Source organism: Levilactobacillus fujinensis (assembly GCF_003946335.1).
Taxonomy (GTDB): Bacteria; Bacillota; Bacilli; order Lactobacillales; family Lactobacillaceae; genus Levilactobacillus; species Levilactobacillus fujinensis.
This window is the reverse complement of sequence record NZ_RHNX01000005.1, coordinates 51,743-67,600: the sequence shown is the minus strand read 5'-3', so window position 1 is coordinate 67,600 and position 15,858 is coordinate 51,743. Positions and strand designations below refer to the sequence as shown.

The 15,858-nt window shown below is 46.0% G+C and carries 14 protein-coding genes; 3 read left to right on the top strand and 11 right to left on the bottom strand.

Annotated features, from left to right (window positions below; all coding sequences use genetic code 11):
- Positions 1–16 precede the first annotated feature (16 nt).
- A complete protein-coding gene (locus tag EKM89_RS03115; RefSeq protein WP_125685701.1) occupies positions 17–406 on the bottom strand; it encodes a LapA family protein in 390 nt (129 codons plus the stop codon).
- A gap of 1 nt (position 407) precedes the next feature.
- Complete coding sequence (rnz, locus tag EKM89_RS03110; RefSeq protein WP_125685700.1) at positions 408–1,358, bottom strand: ribonuclease Z; 951 nt, start codon at positions 1,356–1,358, stop codon at positions 408–410.
- A 163-nt stretch (positions 1,359–1,521) separates the two neighbouring features.
- On the opposite strand from rnz, the gene EKM89_RS03105 reads away from it, so the two are divergent.
- Together EKM89_RS03105 and EKM89_RS03100 are read left to right on the top strand one after the other, a co-directional pair.
- A complete protein-coding gene (locus EKM89_RS03105; protein ID WP_125685699.1) occupies positions 1,522–1,803 on the top strand; it encodes a hypothetical protein in 282 nt (93 codons plus the stop codon).
- Positions 1,804–1,817: 14 nt separating this feature from the next.
- Positions 1,818–2,564 (top strand): hypothetical protein, encoded by a 747-nt coding sequence (locus tag EKM89_RS03100; RefSeq protein WP_125685698.1) that lies wholly within the window; start codon positions 1,818–1,820, stop codon positions 2,562–2,564.
- Positions 2,565–3,191: 627 nt separating this feature from the next.
- On the opposite strand, the gene obgE is transcribed toward EKM89_RS03100, so the two are convergent.
- Positions 3,192–4,487 (bottom strand): GTPase ObgE, encoded by a 1,296-nt coding sequence (gene obgE / locus EKM89_RS03095; protein WP_125685697.1) that lies wholly within the window; start codon positions 4,485–4,487, stop codon positions 3,192–3,194.
- 84 nt (positions 4,488–4,571) lie between these two features.
- On the bottom strand, positions 4,572–6,389 hold the full coding sequence (gene uvrC, locus EKM89_RS03090; RefSeq protein ID WP_125685696.1) for an excinuclease ABC subunit UvrC: 1,818 nt from the start codon (positions 6,387–6,389) through the stop codon (positions 4,572–4,574).
- A gap of 553 nt (positions 6,390–6,942) precedes the next feature.
- On the opposite strand from uvrC, the gene EKM89_RS03085 reads away from it, so the two are divergent.
- Entirely contained in the window at positions 6,943–7,131 is a 189-nt protein-coding gene (locus EKM89_RS03085; protein WP_048735874.1) for an SPJ_0845 family protein, read from the top strand.
- Positions 7,132–7,176: 45 nt separating this feature from the next.
- Here EKM89_RS03085 and EKM89_RS03080 read toward each other — a convergent pair whose 3' ends face one another.
- The 7 genes from EKM89_RS03080 to EKM89_RS03050 all read right to left on the bottom strand — a co-directional run bounded on the left by EKM89_RS03080 (position 7,177) and on the right by EKM89_RS03050 (position 15,778).
- Entirely contained in the window at positions 7,177–7,476 is a 300-nt protein-coding gene (locus EKM89_RS03080) for a nucleoside triphosphate pyrophosphohydrolase family protein (protein WP_048735873.1), read from the bottom strand.
- A gap of 2 nt (positions 7,477–7,478) precedes the next feature.
- Positions 7,479–8,072, bottom strand: a complete 594-nt coding sequence (gene yihA / locus EKM89_RS03075; protein ID WP_125685754.1) for a ribosome biogenesis GTP-binding protein YihA/YsxC — start codon at positions 8,070–8,072, stop codon at positions 7,479–7,481.
- 391 nt (positions 8,073–8,463) lie between these two features.
- Complete coding sequence (gene clpX, locus EKM89_RS03070) at positions 8,464–9,717, bottom strand: ATP-dependent Clp protease ATP-binding subunit ClpX (protein WP_125685753.1); 1,254 nt, start codon at positions 9,715–9,717, stop codon at positions 8,464–8,466.
- Positions 9,718–9,938: 221 nt separating this feature from the next.
- A complete protein-coding gene (gene tig, locus EKM89_RS03065) occupies positions 9,939–11,249 on the bottom strand; it encodes a trigger factor (RefSeq protein WP_125685695.1) in 1,311 nt (436 codons plus the stop codon).
- Positions 11,250–11,528: 279 nt separating this feature from the next.
- Positions 11,529–12,719, bottom strand: a complete 1,191-nt coding sequence (tuf, locus tag EKM89_RS03060; RefSeq protein WP_125685694.1) for an elongation factor Tu — start codon at positions 12,717–12,719, stop codon at positions 11,529–11,531.
- A gap of 180 nt (positions 12,720–12,899) precedes the next feature.
- Positions 12,900–13,856, bottom strand: coding sequence for a hypothetical protein (locus EKM89_RS03055; protein WP_125685693.1), 957 nt, complete (start codon positions 13,854–13,856; stop codon positions 12,900–12,902).
- 68 nt (positions 13,857–13,924) lie between these two features.
- Positions 13,925–15,778: a ribonuclease J gene (locus EKM89_RS03050; RefSeq protein ID WP_125685692.1), complete on the bottom strand. Its 1,854-nt coding sequence runs from the start codon at positions 15,776–15,778 to the stop codon at positions 13,925–13,927.
- Positions 15,779–15,858 lie beyond the last annotated feature (80 nt).

Here is a 15,858-nt window from a genome sequence, read left to right as displayed (position 1 = left end):
CTCCTAGTTCTACATCCTATTTAGCTGTTAATTTACTCTGGAGATCGGCAACCTGGGCCTCCAGCTCCTGAATCCGCTTTGCCTGTTGGCCGCCCTGTTGCTTTGAATTCGAATTCTGTAAACGTTTTGTCAGCCGGTCAATTTCCGCGTTGCGTTTCTGTAACTGCTCATCACTGGTTCTTTCCAGTTCCTTATAGGCCTGATTGTGCCGAAAAGTCGTAATCGTTGAAAATAAGATCATGAGAACGGCCCCAATCAGGATGGAGACTAATAACAATAAAATCAACGGCCAGCGCACCGTCGTAAAGCCAAATGAGACTGGCACACTCTCCACATTTAAGATGGCAAAAACGGCCACCACGATGACTAACAACAAGGTAATCACAATTCGCCATTGATTTTTCATGTTACTTCGCATCCTCTGGAATCATTTTTTGAAACGGAATCGTCACTAAGTCAAAATCCTTCACAACGCGTGTATTCTTGAAAACTTCGCGTGCCTGCTGCTGCAGTTCAACGGCCATTTTCCCCGTATACCGCGCCGAAATATGGTTCAGTAGCAGCATCTTAACGTGCGTACGCTTCGCCAGCTCGGCTGCTTGAATATTAGTTGAATGGTAGTAAGAACGGGCCAACTTGCTTTCCCCCTTAGCAAACGTACTTTCATGAACCAAGACGTCGGCATCTTGCGTCAGCCGAGACGCATTCTGCGTTTGCCGAGTGTCACCTAAGATAGCGACCACACGTCCTTTTTGTGCCGGACCCAAAAAGTCCTGACCATTAACGACTCGACCGTCCGGTAAGGTCACTGTCTGACCAGCCTTCAACTGCCCGTAAACTGGACCCGATGGAATCTGGGCTGCTCGCAATTTTTCAACCTGCAACTCACCAGGATGATCCTTTTCCACGATTCGATAACCAAAGCACTCGATTCGGTGGTCCAGGTGCTGGGCGTAGACTCGAAACTTAGGGTCTTCAAAGATTAGGCCGTCATTCGTAATCTCTTGGTAATGGATCTTATAGGATAACTTGGTCTCAGAGACGCGCAGGCTCACTTCAACGAAGTCCCGAATTCCCTTAGGTCCGTAAATAGTCAGGGGAGCATTGCCCCCTTGAAATGACCGGCTACTCAATAAACCAGGCAAGCCAAAAATATGGTCACCATGCAAATGTGTAATGAAGATTTTGTCGATCTTACGGGGTTTTAATGTCGTCCGTAAAATTTGGTGCTGCGTGGCCTCACCAACATCGAATAACCAGACTGAGTTACGTTCATCTAGTAGACGTAAAGCCGTACTGGTCACATTGCGAAACTTTCCTGGCGAACCGGCGCCCGTTCCTAAAAATTCAATTTCCATATTTTTTCGTTCCTATTCTATAATTAGAGTCCGTCCACTATTTTAGGGGATTTTCATGCAAACCGCAACTAGCATCTTAGCCAACTTACGCATGAATATTGTTAGGGTTCCCCGACAAAGTTCGGTATAATCGAGGTGACTACTTGACTAGGGAGGTTCCGGCATGCGACTCATTGATTTTAATCTTTCGACAATCGACTTACATCCCGCACTAAAACTCTACTGGGAGAGCAACACGACAATGCCCATTACGGACCTACAAATTGTCGCCACCGGCCACCAGTTACGCTTATTATCAGCCGATGGCCCCGCCCTCACGTTGGATCAGTTCCGCACACGTTGCCAACAAGTAGATCCCCAAACCAATCTATTTATGGCCAGTGATACCGAACCATTGCGACTATACGGTTACCGGTTGATTCCTCATAAAATTTTACTCGGCTAAAAGGAGTGTTTTTCATGCGATTATTTAAATTTTCATTAGTTCTGGGACTGAGTCTACTGACCTTAGGCCTCACCGGCTGCCAGTCTAACGCACAAAAGAGTACGGCCAGTTTTAAAGACAGTAGCAGCCAATCCAGCCACTATAAAGCAGCCGACCCAGATGCCGCGGTCACGGCTGCCTCTTCTTCTAAGGAGGCCCAGACGTATCATCCAGACACCGCCCAGACCAGGAGTGCCAGCTACGTGAAGTCTGGCAATCTCACCCGTAATGGCCAATACACCTATGACAAGGTCGGCACCAAGCTCACCTTAAATCAAGTTACCCATCCACAAACCACAATTCGTAGTGGTAAACTGACCTACAAGATCACCACAGTACGGATACTCAAAAATACTGCTGAAACTGCCGCAGCTAAACGGATGGCCGCCCAAGCTCTGAACCTAGCCCATCTCGATAGTCCATACTACACAATTCAAGTTAAGTTTACCATTTATAATCGTGGAAAACAGGCTTTAACCACAGATGGCATCAAAGCTATCCGTTTATCGGCCAACCAACAACTGAACGCCTCTAACCAACTGAGTGACGCCAGTGCTGGGAAGACGATTCCGGCTAACGGCAAGCTCGCGACCTTTGCCACCGGTCTGGCTAGTGAGAAAACCAAACCCAGCTTCAAGAGTATTAAGATTGCCTTTGCCGGGGCCTACGCCAACCAGAAACAACTCGTGAAGCCAACTGCCTGGCTTAAACTGAACCTCTAAATCTTTCTAATTGGCCGATTGCATGTTGCCATACCAACTGCAGATTGGTCAGCAATCGCGGCCAGGGATGCTTCTAGTTACGTCGCTGTTATCAGTTGGTGCCCTTTTCCCGGACACCATCGTGGAACGACCTGAGGGGGGCACACATCTCTCTAGGTGTCCTTTTGAGGGGTTGGGTTGGACGCATGCTAGTCTCGAGAAACACGTGTGTGAGCCTTGCTCCTCCAACCGTCATAAGAGTAACGTGAACGATTTGATTCTCTTCAGGCACATAGAAAAAGACGTTTTCCATTTTGCCAACTGGCAGATTAGAAACGTCTTTTTTCGTCGCATAATTCGATAGTTTTTAAACATCCGATAGTGCTTAAAACATCACAACTCTACTGTATGACAACTATCGACTTCATAGTTTGATCAGGCGAGATCTCTAGTGTCAGTCACTCTAAGCTGGAAGAAACCAGATTACGAAGGTGCTGGTAACTGCCAATTTTGTCAGCTTACAGAATGAGCCGTCGCCGAAGATATATGCCTTTTGGGGCTTTAAAGTGCAGCCCGTCATGGCACGTTCACCATCTCAGCTATAGCAGTTCCAACCATTATTAGCCAGTCCAACAGCCAGATTAAACGCTAAGCCATGTATTCAAAGGTGAAATCGTCGATCTGAACCAGGTCACCGTTCTTGGCACCATGGTCCCGTAAACTATTGTCGATTCCCATACCACGCATCTGCCGCGTAAACCGCAACAGACTCTCATCATGGTTGATATCAGTCATCTTAAACAACTTCAAGAGCTTCTCGCCACCTAAAACCCAAGTACCATTTGCATCCTGTGTAATGGTAAATTCAGGCTCTGGCTTAAAGTCATACTCAGCCTTAGTGGCCACTTCTGGCTGCTTAACTGGAAACTGTGGCGTTGCAGCCAGCATGTCGGCCGTCCGTTGTAGCAAGGGCGTCAATCCTGCATGTGTCAACGCCGATACAGCATAAATTTCTGGCGTTTGCGTCAAAAGTTCATCTTGCTTTAAGTCTTCCTTGAATTGGGCTAAATTATCCGCAGAATCTGGCATATCCATCTTATTAGCCACCACGATTTGGGGCCGTTTGAGGATATCTGGATCGTACGTCATCAATTCTTGATTGATTTTTTCAAAGTCTTCGTAAGGATCACGGCCTTCCAACCCACTCATATCGATCAAGTGGAGAATGACCCGGGTCCGTTCAACGTGCCGTAAGAATTGGAATCCTAATCCAACACCGGTAGCGGCCCCCTCAATCAGTCCAGGCAAATCAGCCATTACAAAGTCACGACCATCTGGCAAACGCACCATCCCTAGATTAGGAACTAACGTCGTGAAATGGTATTCCGCAATCTTAGGCTTGGCACTAGTAACTGTGGCGAGTAATGTTGACTTCCCAACGGATGGGAAACCAACCAGGCCAACATCGGCCAAAACTTTTAATTCCAACCGAATTTCAAATTCCTGTCCTGGTTCCCCATTTTCAGCAATTTCTGGTGCGGGATTCTTAGGGGATGCGAAATGAATGTTACCACGACCACCGCGACCACCATGTGCGATAATGACCGAGTCGTCGGGAGCTACTAAGTCCCCCATGACCTGTTCCGTCTCGGCATTAATGATCGTTGTTCCTTGAGGTACGTTAATAATCGTATCCTCGGCACCGCGACCAGTCATCTGCTTGATACCCCCATTGCCACCGTGCTTGGCCTTAAACTTCCGTTGATACCGGAAATCCATCAGTGTCCGCAAACCTTCATCAACGGCGAAGACGATGTTTCCACCGCGACCACCGTCACCACCAGCTGGTCCACCGTTAGGCACAAATTTTTCACGCCGGAAAGCAACCATTCCGTCGCCACCGTTACCAGCCTTAACGCTAATTTTAACTTGATCTACAAACATATTTTTTATTCCTCGTTTTCTAAACCAGCCTGCGCTGCTTTCTCAATTCGACTCCTGCTAGTATACCGACAAATGGGTGTCACGTCAAAGTTGGGATGGGGTCCGCGGACTTTTGATTTCCGCCGTCTCCGCTGACAACGTAATGTGAACGGTCTGAGCGACCTCTTTGCTAATGCCCAGTCCCCGTAAATCATCGATACTAGCCTCACTGATTTTCTTAGTGGAACCAAATTTACGCAACAGTTTATTCCGCGTCTTGGGACCAACACCGGGAATCAGGTCCAATCGTGAACTCAACGAATGTTTGGAATGAACTTGTCGATGGAAGGTAATCGCAAACCGGTGAACCTCATCTTGAATCCGCTGTACCAGGTAAAATCCCTGACTCTTTGGATCCAATTGAATGTGGTGATCATCCGGACCAAATAACAAGTCAGCCGTCTTATGATGATCATTTTTAACCATCCCAGCAACCGGAATGTGCAGGTCCAGTTCGTCTTCAAGCACTTCCTTGACTGCGTTCATCTGAATATCCCCACCATCCATCAAGATGAGATCTGGCATCTGACCATGTTCCTTCAGCAAACGCGTGTACCGGCGCCGAATAACTTCCAACGTGCTAGCCGTTTCGTCAGCATGGTCGACTGTCCGCAATTTATATTTTCGATATAACTTCTTATTGGGCTGACCATCTATGAAGACTACCATTGCTGAAACCAAATCGGCCCCCTGAATGTGCGAATGGTCAAAAGCTTCGATTTTATGTCCGGGCGCAATTCCCAAAGCATCGGTAATTTCCTGCATGGCACCCGTTGTCTTGCTTTCATCTAGTTCAAGCAGTCGGAATTTTTCCTCCAAAACAAGTCGGGAATTTTTCCCAGCCATTTCAAGCAAATCACGCTTAGTCCCACGTTGTGGCGTCCGCACCGGCACATGCAGAATTTCCTCAATGACATCCCCGTCAATACTACTGGGTACTAGAATTTCCCGCGGCAAAACCGTGTTCTTTCGCTGATAAAATTGAACGATAAAACTAGCCAATTCCTCCTCTGCAGTGTTCACGATTGGAAAGAGACGCTTCTCCCGTTTCATCAACCGGGCCTGCCGAATGAAAAAGACCTGAATCGACAACCAGCCCTTATCCAAGTAGAAATTGAAGATATCCCGCGGTGTACTGTCGTTGGAAATGATCTTTTGTTTTTCAACCGTGGCTTCAATGTAACGAATCTGGTCTCGCAGATCTGCAGCCCGCTCATATTCCATGTCGGCCGCTGCCTTGTTCATCCGGGTCGTCAATTCTTTTTCGGCCCGACCCACGTTTCCATTCAAGAAGGACTTGATCTTACGAATCTGCTTGGCGTACGCCTCTTCTGGAACTTCCTTGAAACAGGCACCCAAGCACTGGCCCATGTGATAGTACAGACATGGGCGGCCTTGAAATCCGGTACATCGCCGTAAAGGATAAACCTTCTGAAGAAAGTGAATCGTTTCTTCAGCCGCATACACGTTGGGATAAGGCCCAAAATAGTATGCCCCATCTTTCTTGATGTTACTGACCAAGATAAGCTGGGGATCACGTTCATTCGTAATCTTAATGTAGGGATATCCCGTTCCCCGCTTAAGCTTGATATTAAAGTAAGGTTGGTGCTTTTGAATCAGCGTAATTTCAAGCAAAAACGCTTCCTTGTCGGTCGACGTAATGATCGTCTCGAAGTCCACAATTTCGCTGACTAATTGCGCAGTCTTCCCAGTATGACTACTTTTAAAGTAAGAGCGGACCCGATTCTTTAAATTCTTTGCCTTCCCCACGTAAATAATCTGGCTGTTAATATTCTTCATGAGGTAACAGCCGGGAAGTCCTGGCAATAATGCCAGCTTATGTTCTAGATACTCTGATGCCAAGGCGCATCCCTCCCGTTTCGTCCAATAAATAGCTTATAAAGTATAAGCCGAATGCGTGTTTGGTGCAAGCAATTCACTCCCTAACCTACTTGAAGCTGCGAGATTGAAAGCCAAAATATTCACCTTACTCTTGTAACCGTAGAAATTGTCACCGCTAAATGAATGGCAACGGCCGCACTCCGGCTCTGATTGTGCATGTCGATTTCAATCACTGAATCTCAAGTGGTTGCTAAAGCTTAAGCGTAATTCAGCAGCGTTTCTAGCAGGCATAAGCTGTGTTGCCTCAAACTAACTATGTCAAGGTAGGTAGCATCCGCCCGGTTTTCAGCCCTTATCTACTGACCGGTAAGGCGATGTTTGAGCGACGTTGTCCAATTTTAGTCTCCATATCGTTGTGATAACCGTCATGATGAGTATTTGGGAACTTTTCAACCTTCAGCTTGAAGCTCAATAGTTGCAAATTTAATCAGCCACCGTTCGAAACCTAGCCGAAAAATGACAAACGACCATAATTCTGCTATGATAATTGCAAACAAGCAAGGAGGTGGCTGAATTGGCACTTAAAGTTAAACGACAAGATGACTTGGACTCCATGTTCGGTAAGTTTGCTCAAATGGACCCCACCGACGTTAAGCGTGACAAGTTTCTCAAGCGTCAAGACGCCCACAAGGACGACAAGCGGCCCAAAGGTCTAACCAAGGAAGACCAGACTAAACTCGACAAAGACCACGCCACAGACTAAACAAAAGGGACTCACGACAACATCGCCGTGGGCCCCTTTTAATTTTTATCGGGTTGGTTGAAATCCATGTGGATAACGCTCGTTCAGTCGCTTAATGTTATCTTGAGCCACCTCATCAAAGTCAATGTCTGCCCACTGGGCGATTTGACTCAGATACCACAACACATCGCCCATTTCCTTGACGAGTGCATCATGATCGAGGTCCTTACCATGAAAGGTATAGCGTTTGACCAGCTCAACGACTTGACCAGATTCACCAGCTAGGCCTAGTGCACAATTCGTTAGAACCTGCTCATTACCGTACAACGTCCGGTTAGCAGCTTTTTGATAATCATTAAATTCCACGTTTATTCCTCCCCAAAGGCTTGTTCTTCGATCCAATTCCAGACGGCATCCTTGCCAATCTTTTTGGGGGCCGAGAACATAATGATGTTGTTGGTGTTCTGCAAGCCCATGGATTTTTTAATTTGGCTAATAGCCTGATTCCACTTACCGCGCGCAATCTTGTCACTCTTAGTTGCAACGATCAACGTTGGTAAGTCATAGTAGGCTAGCCATTGGTACATTTGAATGTCATCCGCAGTCGGCGCGTGACGGGCATCAATTAATGAAACAACACCACGCAGTTGGTCGCGTTGCGTCAGATACGTCTCAATCATTTGGCCCCACTTCTCACGTTCTGACTTGGAAACCTTTGCGTAACCGTAGCCAGGAACATCGACAAAGTAGAGTTGATCCTCTACGTTATAAAAGTTAAGGGTTTGGGTCTTACCTGGTTGACTCGAGGTCCGAGCGTACGAACGTCGATTGATGAGGACATTAGTCAGTGACGACTTCCCCACATTAGACCGCCCAACAAAGGCGATTTCTGGGTACCCCGTCGTTGGATATTGTACGGGGTCAACCGCACTCATGACTAATTCCACGTGATTTACTTCCATTAGTTGTGCCATCCTCTCCAAAATATCTTTCACCATTCTAACACAGAATTTCCAGTGACAGCAGTCTGTTCTTGATTGCTGAACGCTTGGAAAACGGTTCAAAAGCAGTGCATCCGGTCTTTTAGTTGTTTTTAAATTAATTTCTAAAGATGAGGTTGAAGACTCGGTATTTTCGCGGTCTTAAGTTGTCTTCACCCGGTTCCAGCCCACATCTGCCGACCAACTTAGTTGATTGCCCTAAATTGGTCGGATAATCTTAGTGCCTAATCCAAGGCAAACTCGTTTCACTATTATTAGCACTTATACAGCTTACAAACTTATTGCCCTTACCCTACTTTACAAGTTCATTAAAAAAAGACCAGCCACAGCTGATCTTTTCCCGTCACTAAAATTATGACGCCTTTTGATCCTTCAAAACTAATTCTGGTTCGGCATGATCCGTTACCGTTTGAGCGGTAATGATGACCTTCTCCACGTCGTTACGGCTTGGCAAGTCAAACATGATGTCACGCATGACGTCTTCAATGATCGACCGCAACCCCCGGGCACCAGTATTCCGTGAAATTGCTAGTTTAGCCATTTCACGCAGTGCAGCGGGCTGGAATTGAAGTTCCACACCATCCAAAGACAACAGCTTCTCATACTGCTTGACCAAAGCGTTCTTAGGTTCCGTTAAAATCCGAACCAAATCGTTTTCGTCAAGCTTTTCCAAAGCCGTTAAGATTGGCAACCGCCCAATAAATTCAGGAATCAATCCGAACTGCAAAAGGTCCTCTGGGATGATGTGTTGCATCATACTATCACCTGAAGCCAGTACGTTTTGCTCCTTGGTGTCGGCACCAAAACCAATCGTTTGGTCACCCAAACGCCGCTTAACGATGCCGTCAATACCATCAAACGCCCCACCCACGATGAATAAGATGTTGGTAGTATCGATTTGAATAAATTCTTGTTGGGGATGCTTACGACCACCCTGAGGCGGCACGTTAGCAATCGTTCCTTCCAAGATCTTCAAAAGAGCCTGTTGAACCCCTTCACCGGAAACATCACGCGTAATCGAAACGTTTTCGGATTTCTTAGCAATCTTATCGATTTCATCGATGTAGATAATGCCCTTTTCAGCCCGATCAACGTCGTAATCGGCATTTTGTAGGAGCTTCAAAAGAATATTTTCGACGTCTTCACCGACATAGCCGGCTTCAGTTAACGTCGTGGCATCTGCAATGGCAAACGGCACGTTGAGAATCTTTGCCAAGCTTTGCGCCAGGTAAGTCTTCCCAGAACCAGTTGGTCCAATAACGGCGATGTTACTCTTCTGTAACTCAGGACCATCATCGTCAGCCTGTGCCATTTCATTGACCCGCTTGTAGTGATTATAAACCGCAACGGAAAGGGTCCGCTTGGCTTCAGTTTGGCCAATTACATATTGATTAAGTGTTTTAACGATATCGACTGGCTTTGGTACCTCTAAAGTTTCTTGTGTGGCATCTTGGCTGAATTCTTCGTCAATAATTTCCTTACACAGGTCAATACATTCATTACAGATGTAAACACCCGGTCCGGCAACAATCTTTTGAACTTGATCCTGTGACTTACCACAGAATGAACAAGTTACTGAGCCATTCGTTTCGGTGTTTTCAAACAATAAACTCACCCTTTCTCTCCAGGCTTAAGCCTAATTATTTACACATTATTTTGGTCAGTAAACCCATCGAACTAACCAGATTACCTATCAATCGTGTACTATACCACAGTTGACGCCGCGAGAAAATTATTTCGCCTCGGCACCGATAATCCGCACTTCTTTATACGAAAACCGGGACAACAGCCGCCTGTCATCCCGGTCAAGTTGTCGTAAGTTAACGATTACTCGTCGTCTTCGGCATCCTTCTTCTTGTCTTGCTTAGCGGAATCAGCAATCAAGTCAACAGCACTCTTGATAGCGATGTCGTGCTTTAACATGTCATCGGAAAGGGCACTCCGTACGGCGCTTTCTTCCATACCGTATTGGCCAGCTAAATCCTTGACTTCAGCACTAACTTCGTCTTCCGTTGGTTCGATCTTTTCAGCGTCAACAACGGCTTCCAGAACCAGGTTAGTCTTAACCCGCTTTTCAGCACCGTCAGTGAATTGCTTACGCAAGTCGTCTTGGGTCGTCCCAGTCAATTGGAAGTACATCTTAGGTTCGATACCTTGTTGTTGCATGTTAGCCAGGTATTGATCCATTTGACGATCGATATCTTCCTTGATCATGGCTTCTGGCACTTCGGCAATTTCAGCGTTGTCAACAGCTTCGCTAATGGCTTCGTCTTCGATTGCATCGTGCGCAGCAGTCGTCTTTTGATCCTTCAAGCTATCCTTAGTCTTGGCTTGTAATTCTTCCAAGCTGTCAACTTCTTCGTCAACATCCTTAGCGAATTCATCGTCCAATTCAGGCAATTGCTTTTCCTTAACTTCGTGGATGGTAACCTTGAAGGTTGCTTCCTTGTCACGTAAGTCTTCGGCTTGGTAGTCCTTAGGGAAAGTAACCTTAACATCAACATCTTCGCCAGCCTTGTGACCAATTAATTGGTCTTCAAAACCAGGAATGAAGGAGTTAGAGCCTAATTCCAAAGAGTAGTTATCAGCCTTACCACCGTCGAATTGTTTGCCATCAACGTAACCGTCGAAGTCGATCACAACAGTATCGCCCTTAGCAGCAGCTTCGTCTTCCTTCAAAACTAATTCAGCTTGTTGTTGACGTTGCTTTTCTAATTCAGCATCGATGTCTTTTTGGTAAACCCGAGTATTTTGCTTCGTAACACTCAAGCCCTTGTATTCGCCTAGCTTAACATCTGGCTTAACCGTAACAACAGCCTTCAGAACCCAAGCCTTACCCTTATCCATGGATTCAACGTCCACTTGGGGTTGGTCAACGGGTTCGATGCCAGCTTCTTTAATAGCAGCATCGTAAGCTTCTGGTAAAACAATGTTTAAAGCATCTTGGTAGAGTGCTTCTTCACCGTACATTTGGTTGAAAATCTGACGCGGTACACGGCCCTTACGGAATCCTGGAACAGCCAGGTTCTTCTTGGTCTGTTGGAAAGCTTTGTCCAAGCCTTCTTTAATCTTATCAGGAGCAATTTCAAAGGTCAGTTCGCCTTGATTAGTGCCCTTTTTTTCCCACTTTGCAGCCATTATTTTCCCTCCGAAATGAAAGATATTACTATTTACAATTCTATCAATTGCATACTGTATTAGTGTACCTTATGCTATCCAAATTGTAAAATGGTTTTTGCCTAAAGTCCGTGAATGACGGGGGATTGTTTCGAATTTTCAGTCCAAAAGAACTGAAAATGAAAGCGACCCCGCTTTCAGAAATTTCAGTGAACTTGCCACAATTGAATCATGGTAAACAAAAAGGCCCGAAAAGATATACTTTTCGGGCCTCGCGGTACAATTAATTAATTAGATTAATTAGTCGTCAATTTCCGTAACAGTACCGGCACCAACAGTGTGGCCACCTTCACGGACAGTGAACTTCGTACCCTTTTCAATGGCAGCTGGTTGGATCAGTTCAACAGTGAACGTCACGTTGTCACCAGGCATAACCATTTCAACACCATCAGGCAATTCAATAACACCAGTAATATCAGTGGTGTGGAAGTAGAATTGTGGACGGTAGTTTGAGAAGAATGGCGTATGACGGCCACCTTCTTCTTTGCTCAAGATGTAGACTTCACCCTTGAACATTTTGTGCGTTTGGATCGAGCCTGGTTGTGCCAGAACTTGTCCACGAACAACTTGTTCACGGTTAATCCCACGAAGCAAAGCACCGATGTTGTCCCCGGCTTCACCAAGGTCCAACGTCTTACGGAACATTTCAAGACCAGTAACAGTAGTCTTCAATACGTCGTCATGTAAACCAACGATTTCAACTTCGTCACCGACTTTAACAGTCCCACGGTCGATACGACCAGAAGCAACAGTCCCACGACCAGTGATCGTGAAGACATCTTCAACTGGCATCAAGAAAGGCTTGTCGTTTTCACGAACTGGAGTTGGGATGTAATCATCAACAACATCCATCAAGTGAAGGATAACCTTTTCTTGTTCTTCGTCGCCTTCAAGAGCCTTCAAAGCTGAACCGCGAATAACTGGAATATCATCGCCAGGGTAATCGTATTCAGACAACAGCTCACGAACTTCCATTTCAACTAAGTCGATCAATTCGTCATCGTCAACAAGGTCAGTCTTGTTCAAGAAGACAACGATGTATTCAACACCAACTTGGCGAGCAAGCAAAATGTGTTCACGCGTTTGTGGCATAGGGCCATCAGTAGCAGCAACAACCAAGATAGCACCGTCCATTTGGGCAGCACCAGTAATCATGTTCTTGATGTAGTCAGCATGTCCTGGAGCATCGATATGCGCATAGTGACGCTTTTCAGTTTCGTATTCAACGTGGGCAGTGTTGATCGTGATACCACGTTCACGTTCTTCTGGAGCAGCATCAATGTCAGCGTAATCTTCGGCTTTTGCTAAACCTTTGCTAGCAAGTACCTTAGTGATTGCAGCAGTCAACGTCGTTTTCCCATGGTCAATATGGCCAATAGTACCAATATTTACATGGGGTTTAGTTCTTTCATAATGTTCTTTTTCAGCCATTAATGAAACCCTCCTGTATTTTATCGCAAGCGTAACTAACCTTCTAACGAAAATTAATCACCCTTTGCGTAAAATTATACTACTTCTTTTCGGAAAGGGAAAGCTGGAACCCTCCCAAAAAAGAATCCTTGACCAGTATATATGCTGCGGAATTATTTGTAAACTAAAAAATCGCTGAATTTACGGTTTTTCGTGTTTTTCGTCCCCAATTGCCCCAAAAAGTTCCGCCGAATAGTGATTTAAACGCTCCTGCCAGTCAGAAATTCGATTCAAATCCGTCGACGATACTTCAGTAGGCAATGGTAACCCTGCTAAAATTTGCACCCACAAGACCGGTAGTGTGACGACCTTGTCGATAAACGGATAAAGCATCATCAACTGTAACGTCACCACCTGTTGGACGTTTGCAGCCAAGACCGGATTGCTTTGCCCTAACTGGTCCTGTAAGAAATGCTGCATCTCAGCAGCAGCTAAACTTGCATTTACTGGTCGTAAGTTCTTCGTTTGTACAGTGTAAACCTGATCATCCAGCCAGTGCAACTGAACGGGCTCGGTGGTCCGCAAACGTAATAATTCTTCAAGCAATGTCGATCGCATTAAGGGATGCAGAAAGGGATCAACTAATAAATATTGGACGCCCTGCATGAATTGCGATAACGGTAATTGCCGAGCCCGTTCCAACCGCTGCCGTTGTTCTGCAAACGACACATCCCCTAAATGATAGAATTGCTTGGCAATTACGCGCTGCGTGGTTCCCAGCGTCGTCTGGCTGGCCGTTTCAGCCGATACTATCTGTGCGAGCCCTCCTGCACGCCAATCCTGAGCAACGGGAAGTTCACAAAATTCACGTGCAAAAATAAACTGTTGATTTTTTAACGCCACATCTAACCGTAGCTGAAAAGTTTGACTGGACTGCAAATAAATACCATCCTGTTCAGCGGCCACCTGCTCAGCGGCTGCATATTGCTGATCATGGTACAAACTTGCGACTAAGTACCGATTCAGCTCAGCCGTCTGTTGATCTTGATACAGTCGTTCAAATCCGGCCGCCGCAACTGACCAGTTTTGTGTTTCAAAGGCTACTCGAGCAGCCTCCAGGGCTTTTTCTCGGGCCGCTGGACTCGTGAATTCTGACATGGTAGTCTCCCCTTTCTTTGACTCAAAACGGACCGAGGCCTGAATGGCTATCGGTCCGTCAAATTTAGTTATGCTTTATCAGGTGTCGTTGGTTTTGGCGTCCGCCGACGTTTTCGGTTCCGGTGTGGTTTATGTGCCGGCTTATCCGCCGCATCTTTTTTGGGCACCGACTTATCCGCCGACTTTGATGCTTTAGTTGCCTTAGTCGGTGTCGTCTGGTCTACTGGCGCCTTTTCCTTCCCAGTCGTTCGGCGATGATGTTGGTTAACTTCCATGATAACTGGTAAAATAACTGGCCGTCTGTGGGTTTGCTCAAACAAATAATGGCTCAAGTGTTCACGCACATCCTGTTTTAAATGGCCCCAATCAAATTCCTTATTGTCTAAATTGTTTTGAACGGCCTTGCGAATGATTTGGGCACTCTCCTGCATCAGGTCCTTGTTGGCCTTAACGTAGACGAAGCCTCGTGACGTAATCTTAGGATCCGCCACAATCTGTTTTTTCTTCCGGTCAATCGTCACAACGGCAATAAAGATCCCATCGTCAGCCAAAACCTTCCGATCGCGCAACACAATATTACCAATGTCACCAACACCGATACCGTCAATCATGGTATCACTGACGTCAATACCTTCGCCGAGTCCCATTTCACCATTGGCATAGGTTAAGACGTCCCCTTTAGCCAAGATAAAGATGTGATCAGCTGGTATGCCTAATTCCATCGCAGCATTAGCATGGGCATTTAATAGCCGGTATTCCCCTTGAATAGGAACCAAGTACTTTGGCTTTAACAGGTTCAGCATTAACTGTAGATCCCGTTTGTAGGCGTGGCCTGATGAATTCAATTCATCAGAAATGGCCTTAACTTCCCCACCAGCACGATAAATCATGTCCCGTGTCTGAGCAACGGTGGTGTCCATTGCGTGTGAAGGAGTCGTCGTGATGTAGACCAAGTCACCCTCCTGGATATTCAAATCTTTTTCTTGCTTGTTTGCCATCCGTTGAATAGCTTTGATGGGCTCACCCATCTTACCCGTTTGTAAAATAACGATTTCAGATGGCGTCAACTGATCCAATTGTTCCGTGGTAACCAGGAGATCGTCATCAAAGGACAGCTTTCCCAGCTTCATTGCCGTATTCACAATGGCCTCAAGGTCTTGTCCAGTCAGACAAACCTTCCGTCCCGTCTTAGCGGCAGCGTCAAAGACTTGTTGAATCCGTAAAATATTCGACGCAACACAAGCGACAACGACGCGGCCGTCCCGATAATGGAACGTTTCTTCGATGGATTCCGCAATAGTTTGTTCTGAAGCGTTCATCGCTGGATTTTCAGCATTAGCAGAGTCACTTAACACGGCCAAGACCCCTGCCTGACCAATGGCTCCCAGTCGCGCATAATCAGTTTGATAGCCGGGCTTAGCCGTCTGATCAAACTTGAAGTCCCCAGTGTAAATGATTTGACCTTCATCGGTCTTCAAATCAATGCCGAGTGATTCTGGGATTGAGTGCGTCGTCGAGAAGAAGGAAACGACCACGTCGCCGAAATCAATTTCCGTCTTTTCATCGATCACGTGAAAATCATCGTAATCTTTCACTTTAGGTTCGGCAGCAACGTCGATCTTTGCTAAAGCAATTGTCATCTCTGAACCAAACACAGGGACATTGAACTCGCTTAAAAAGTAAGGGAGTGCCCCAATTGCATCAGCATGACCATGGGTTAAGAAAACAGCAACAATTCGGTCTTTGTTTTCACGTAAATAGGCCCAATCTGGAATAACGACATCAATTCCCAATAACTCATTTTCTGGGTACTTCAACCCACAATCTAAAATATAAATTCCACCGTTTACATCAACGGCGTACATGTTCTTACCGTTTTCGCGAACACCGCCAAACGGGATAATCTTGATCTTTGCACTCATAAGTTCACCTCAAGTATCTTTGATAGTTTCAATTCAATCTCTGATCAGTAGTCAATCAGCGTTTTCTTGTAGGCCAAATA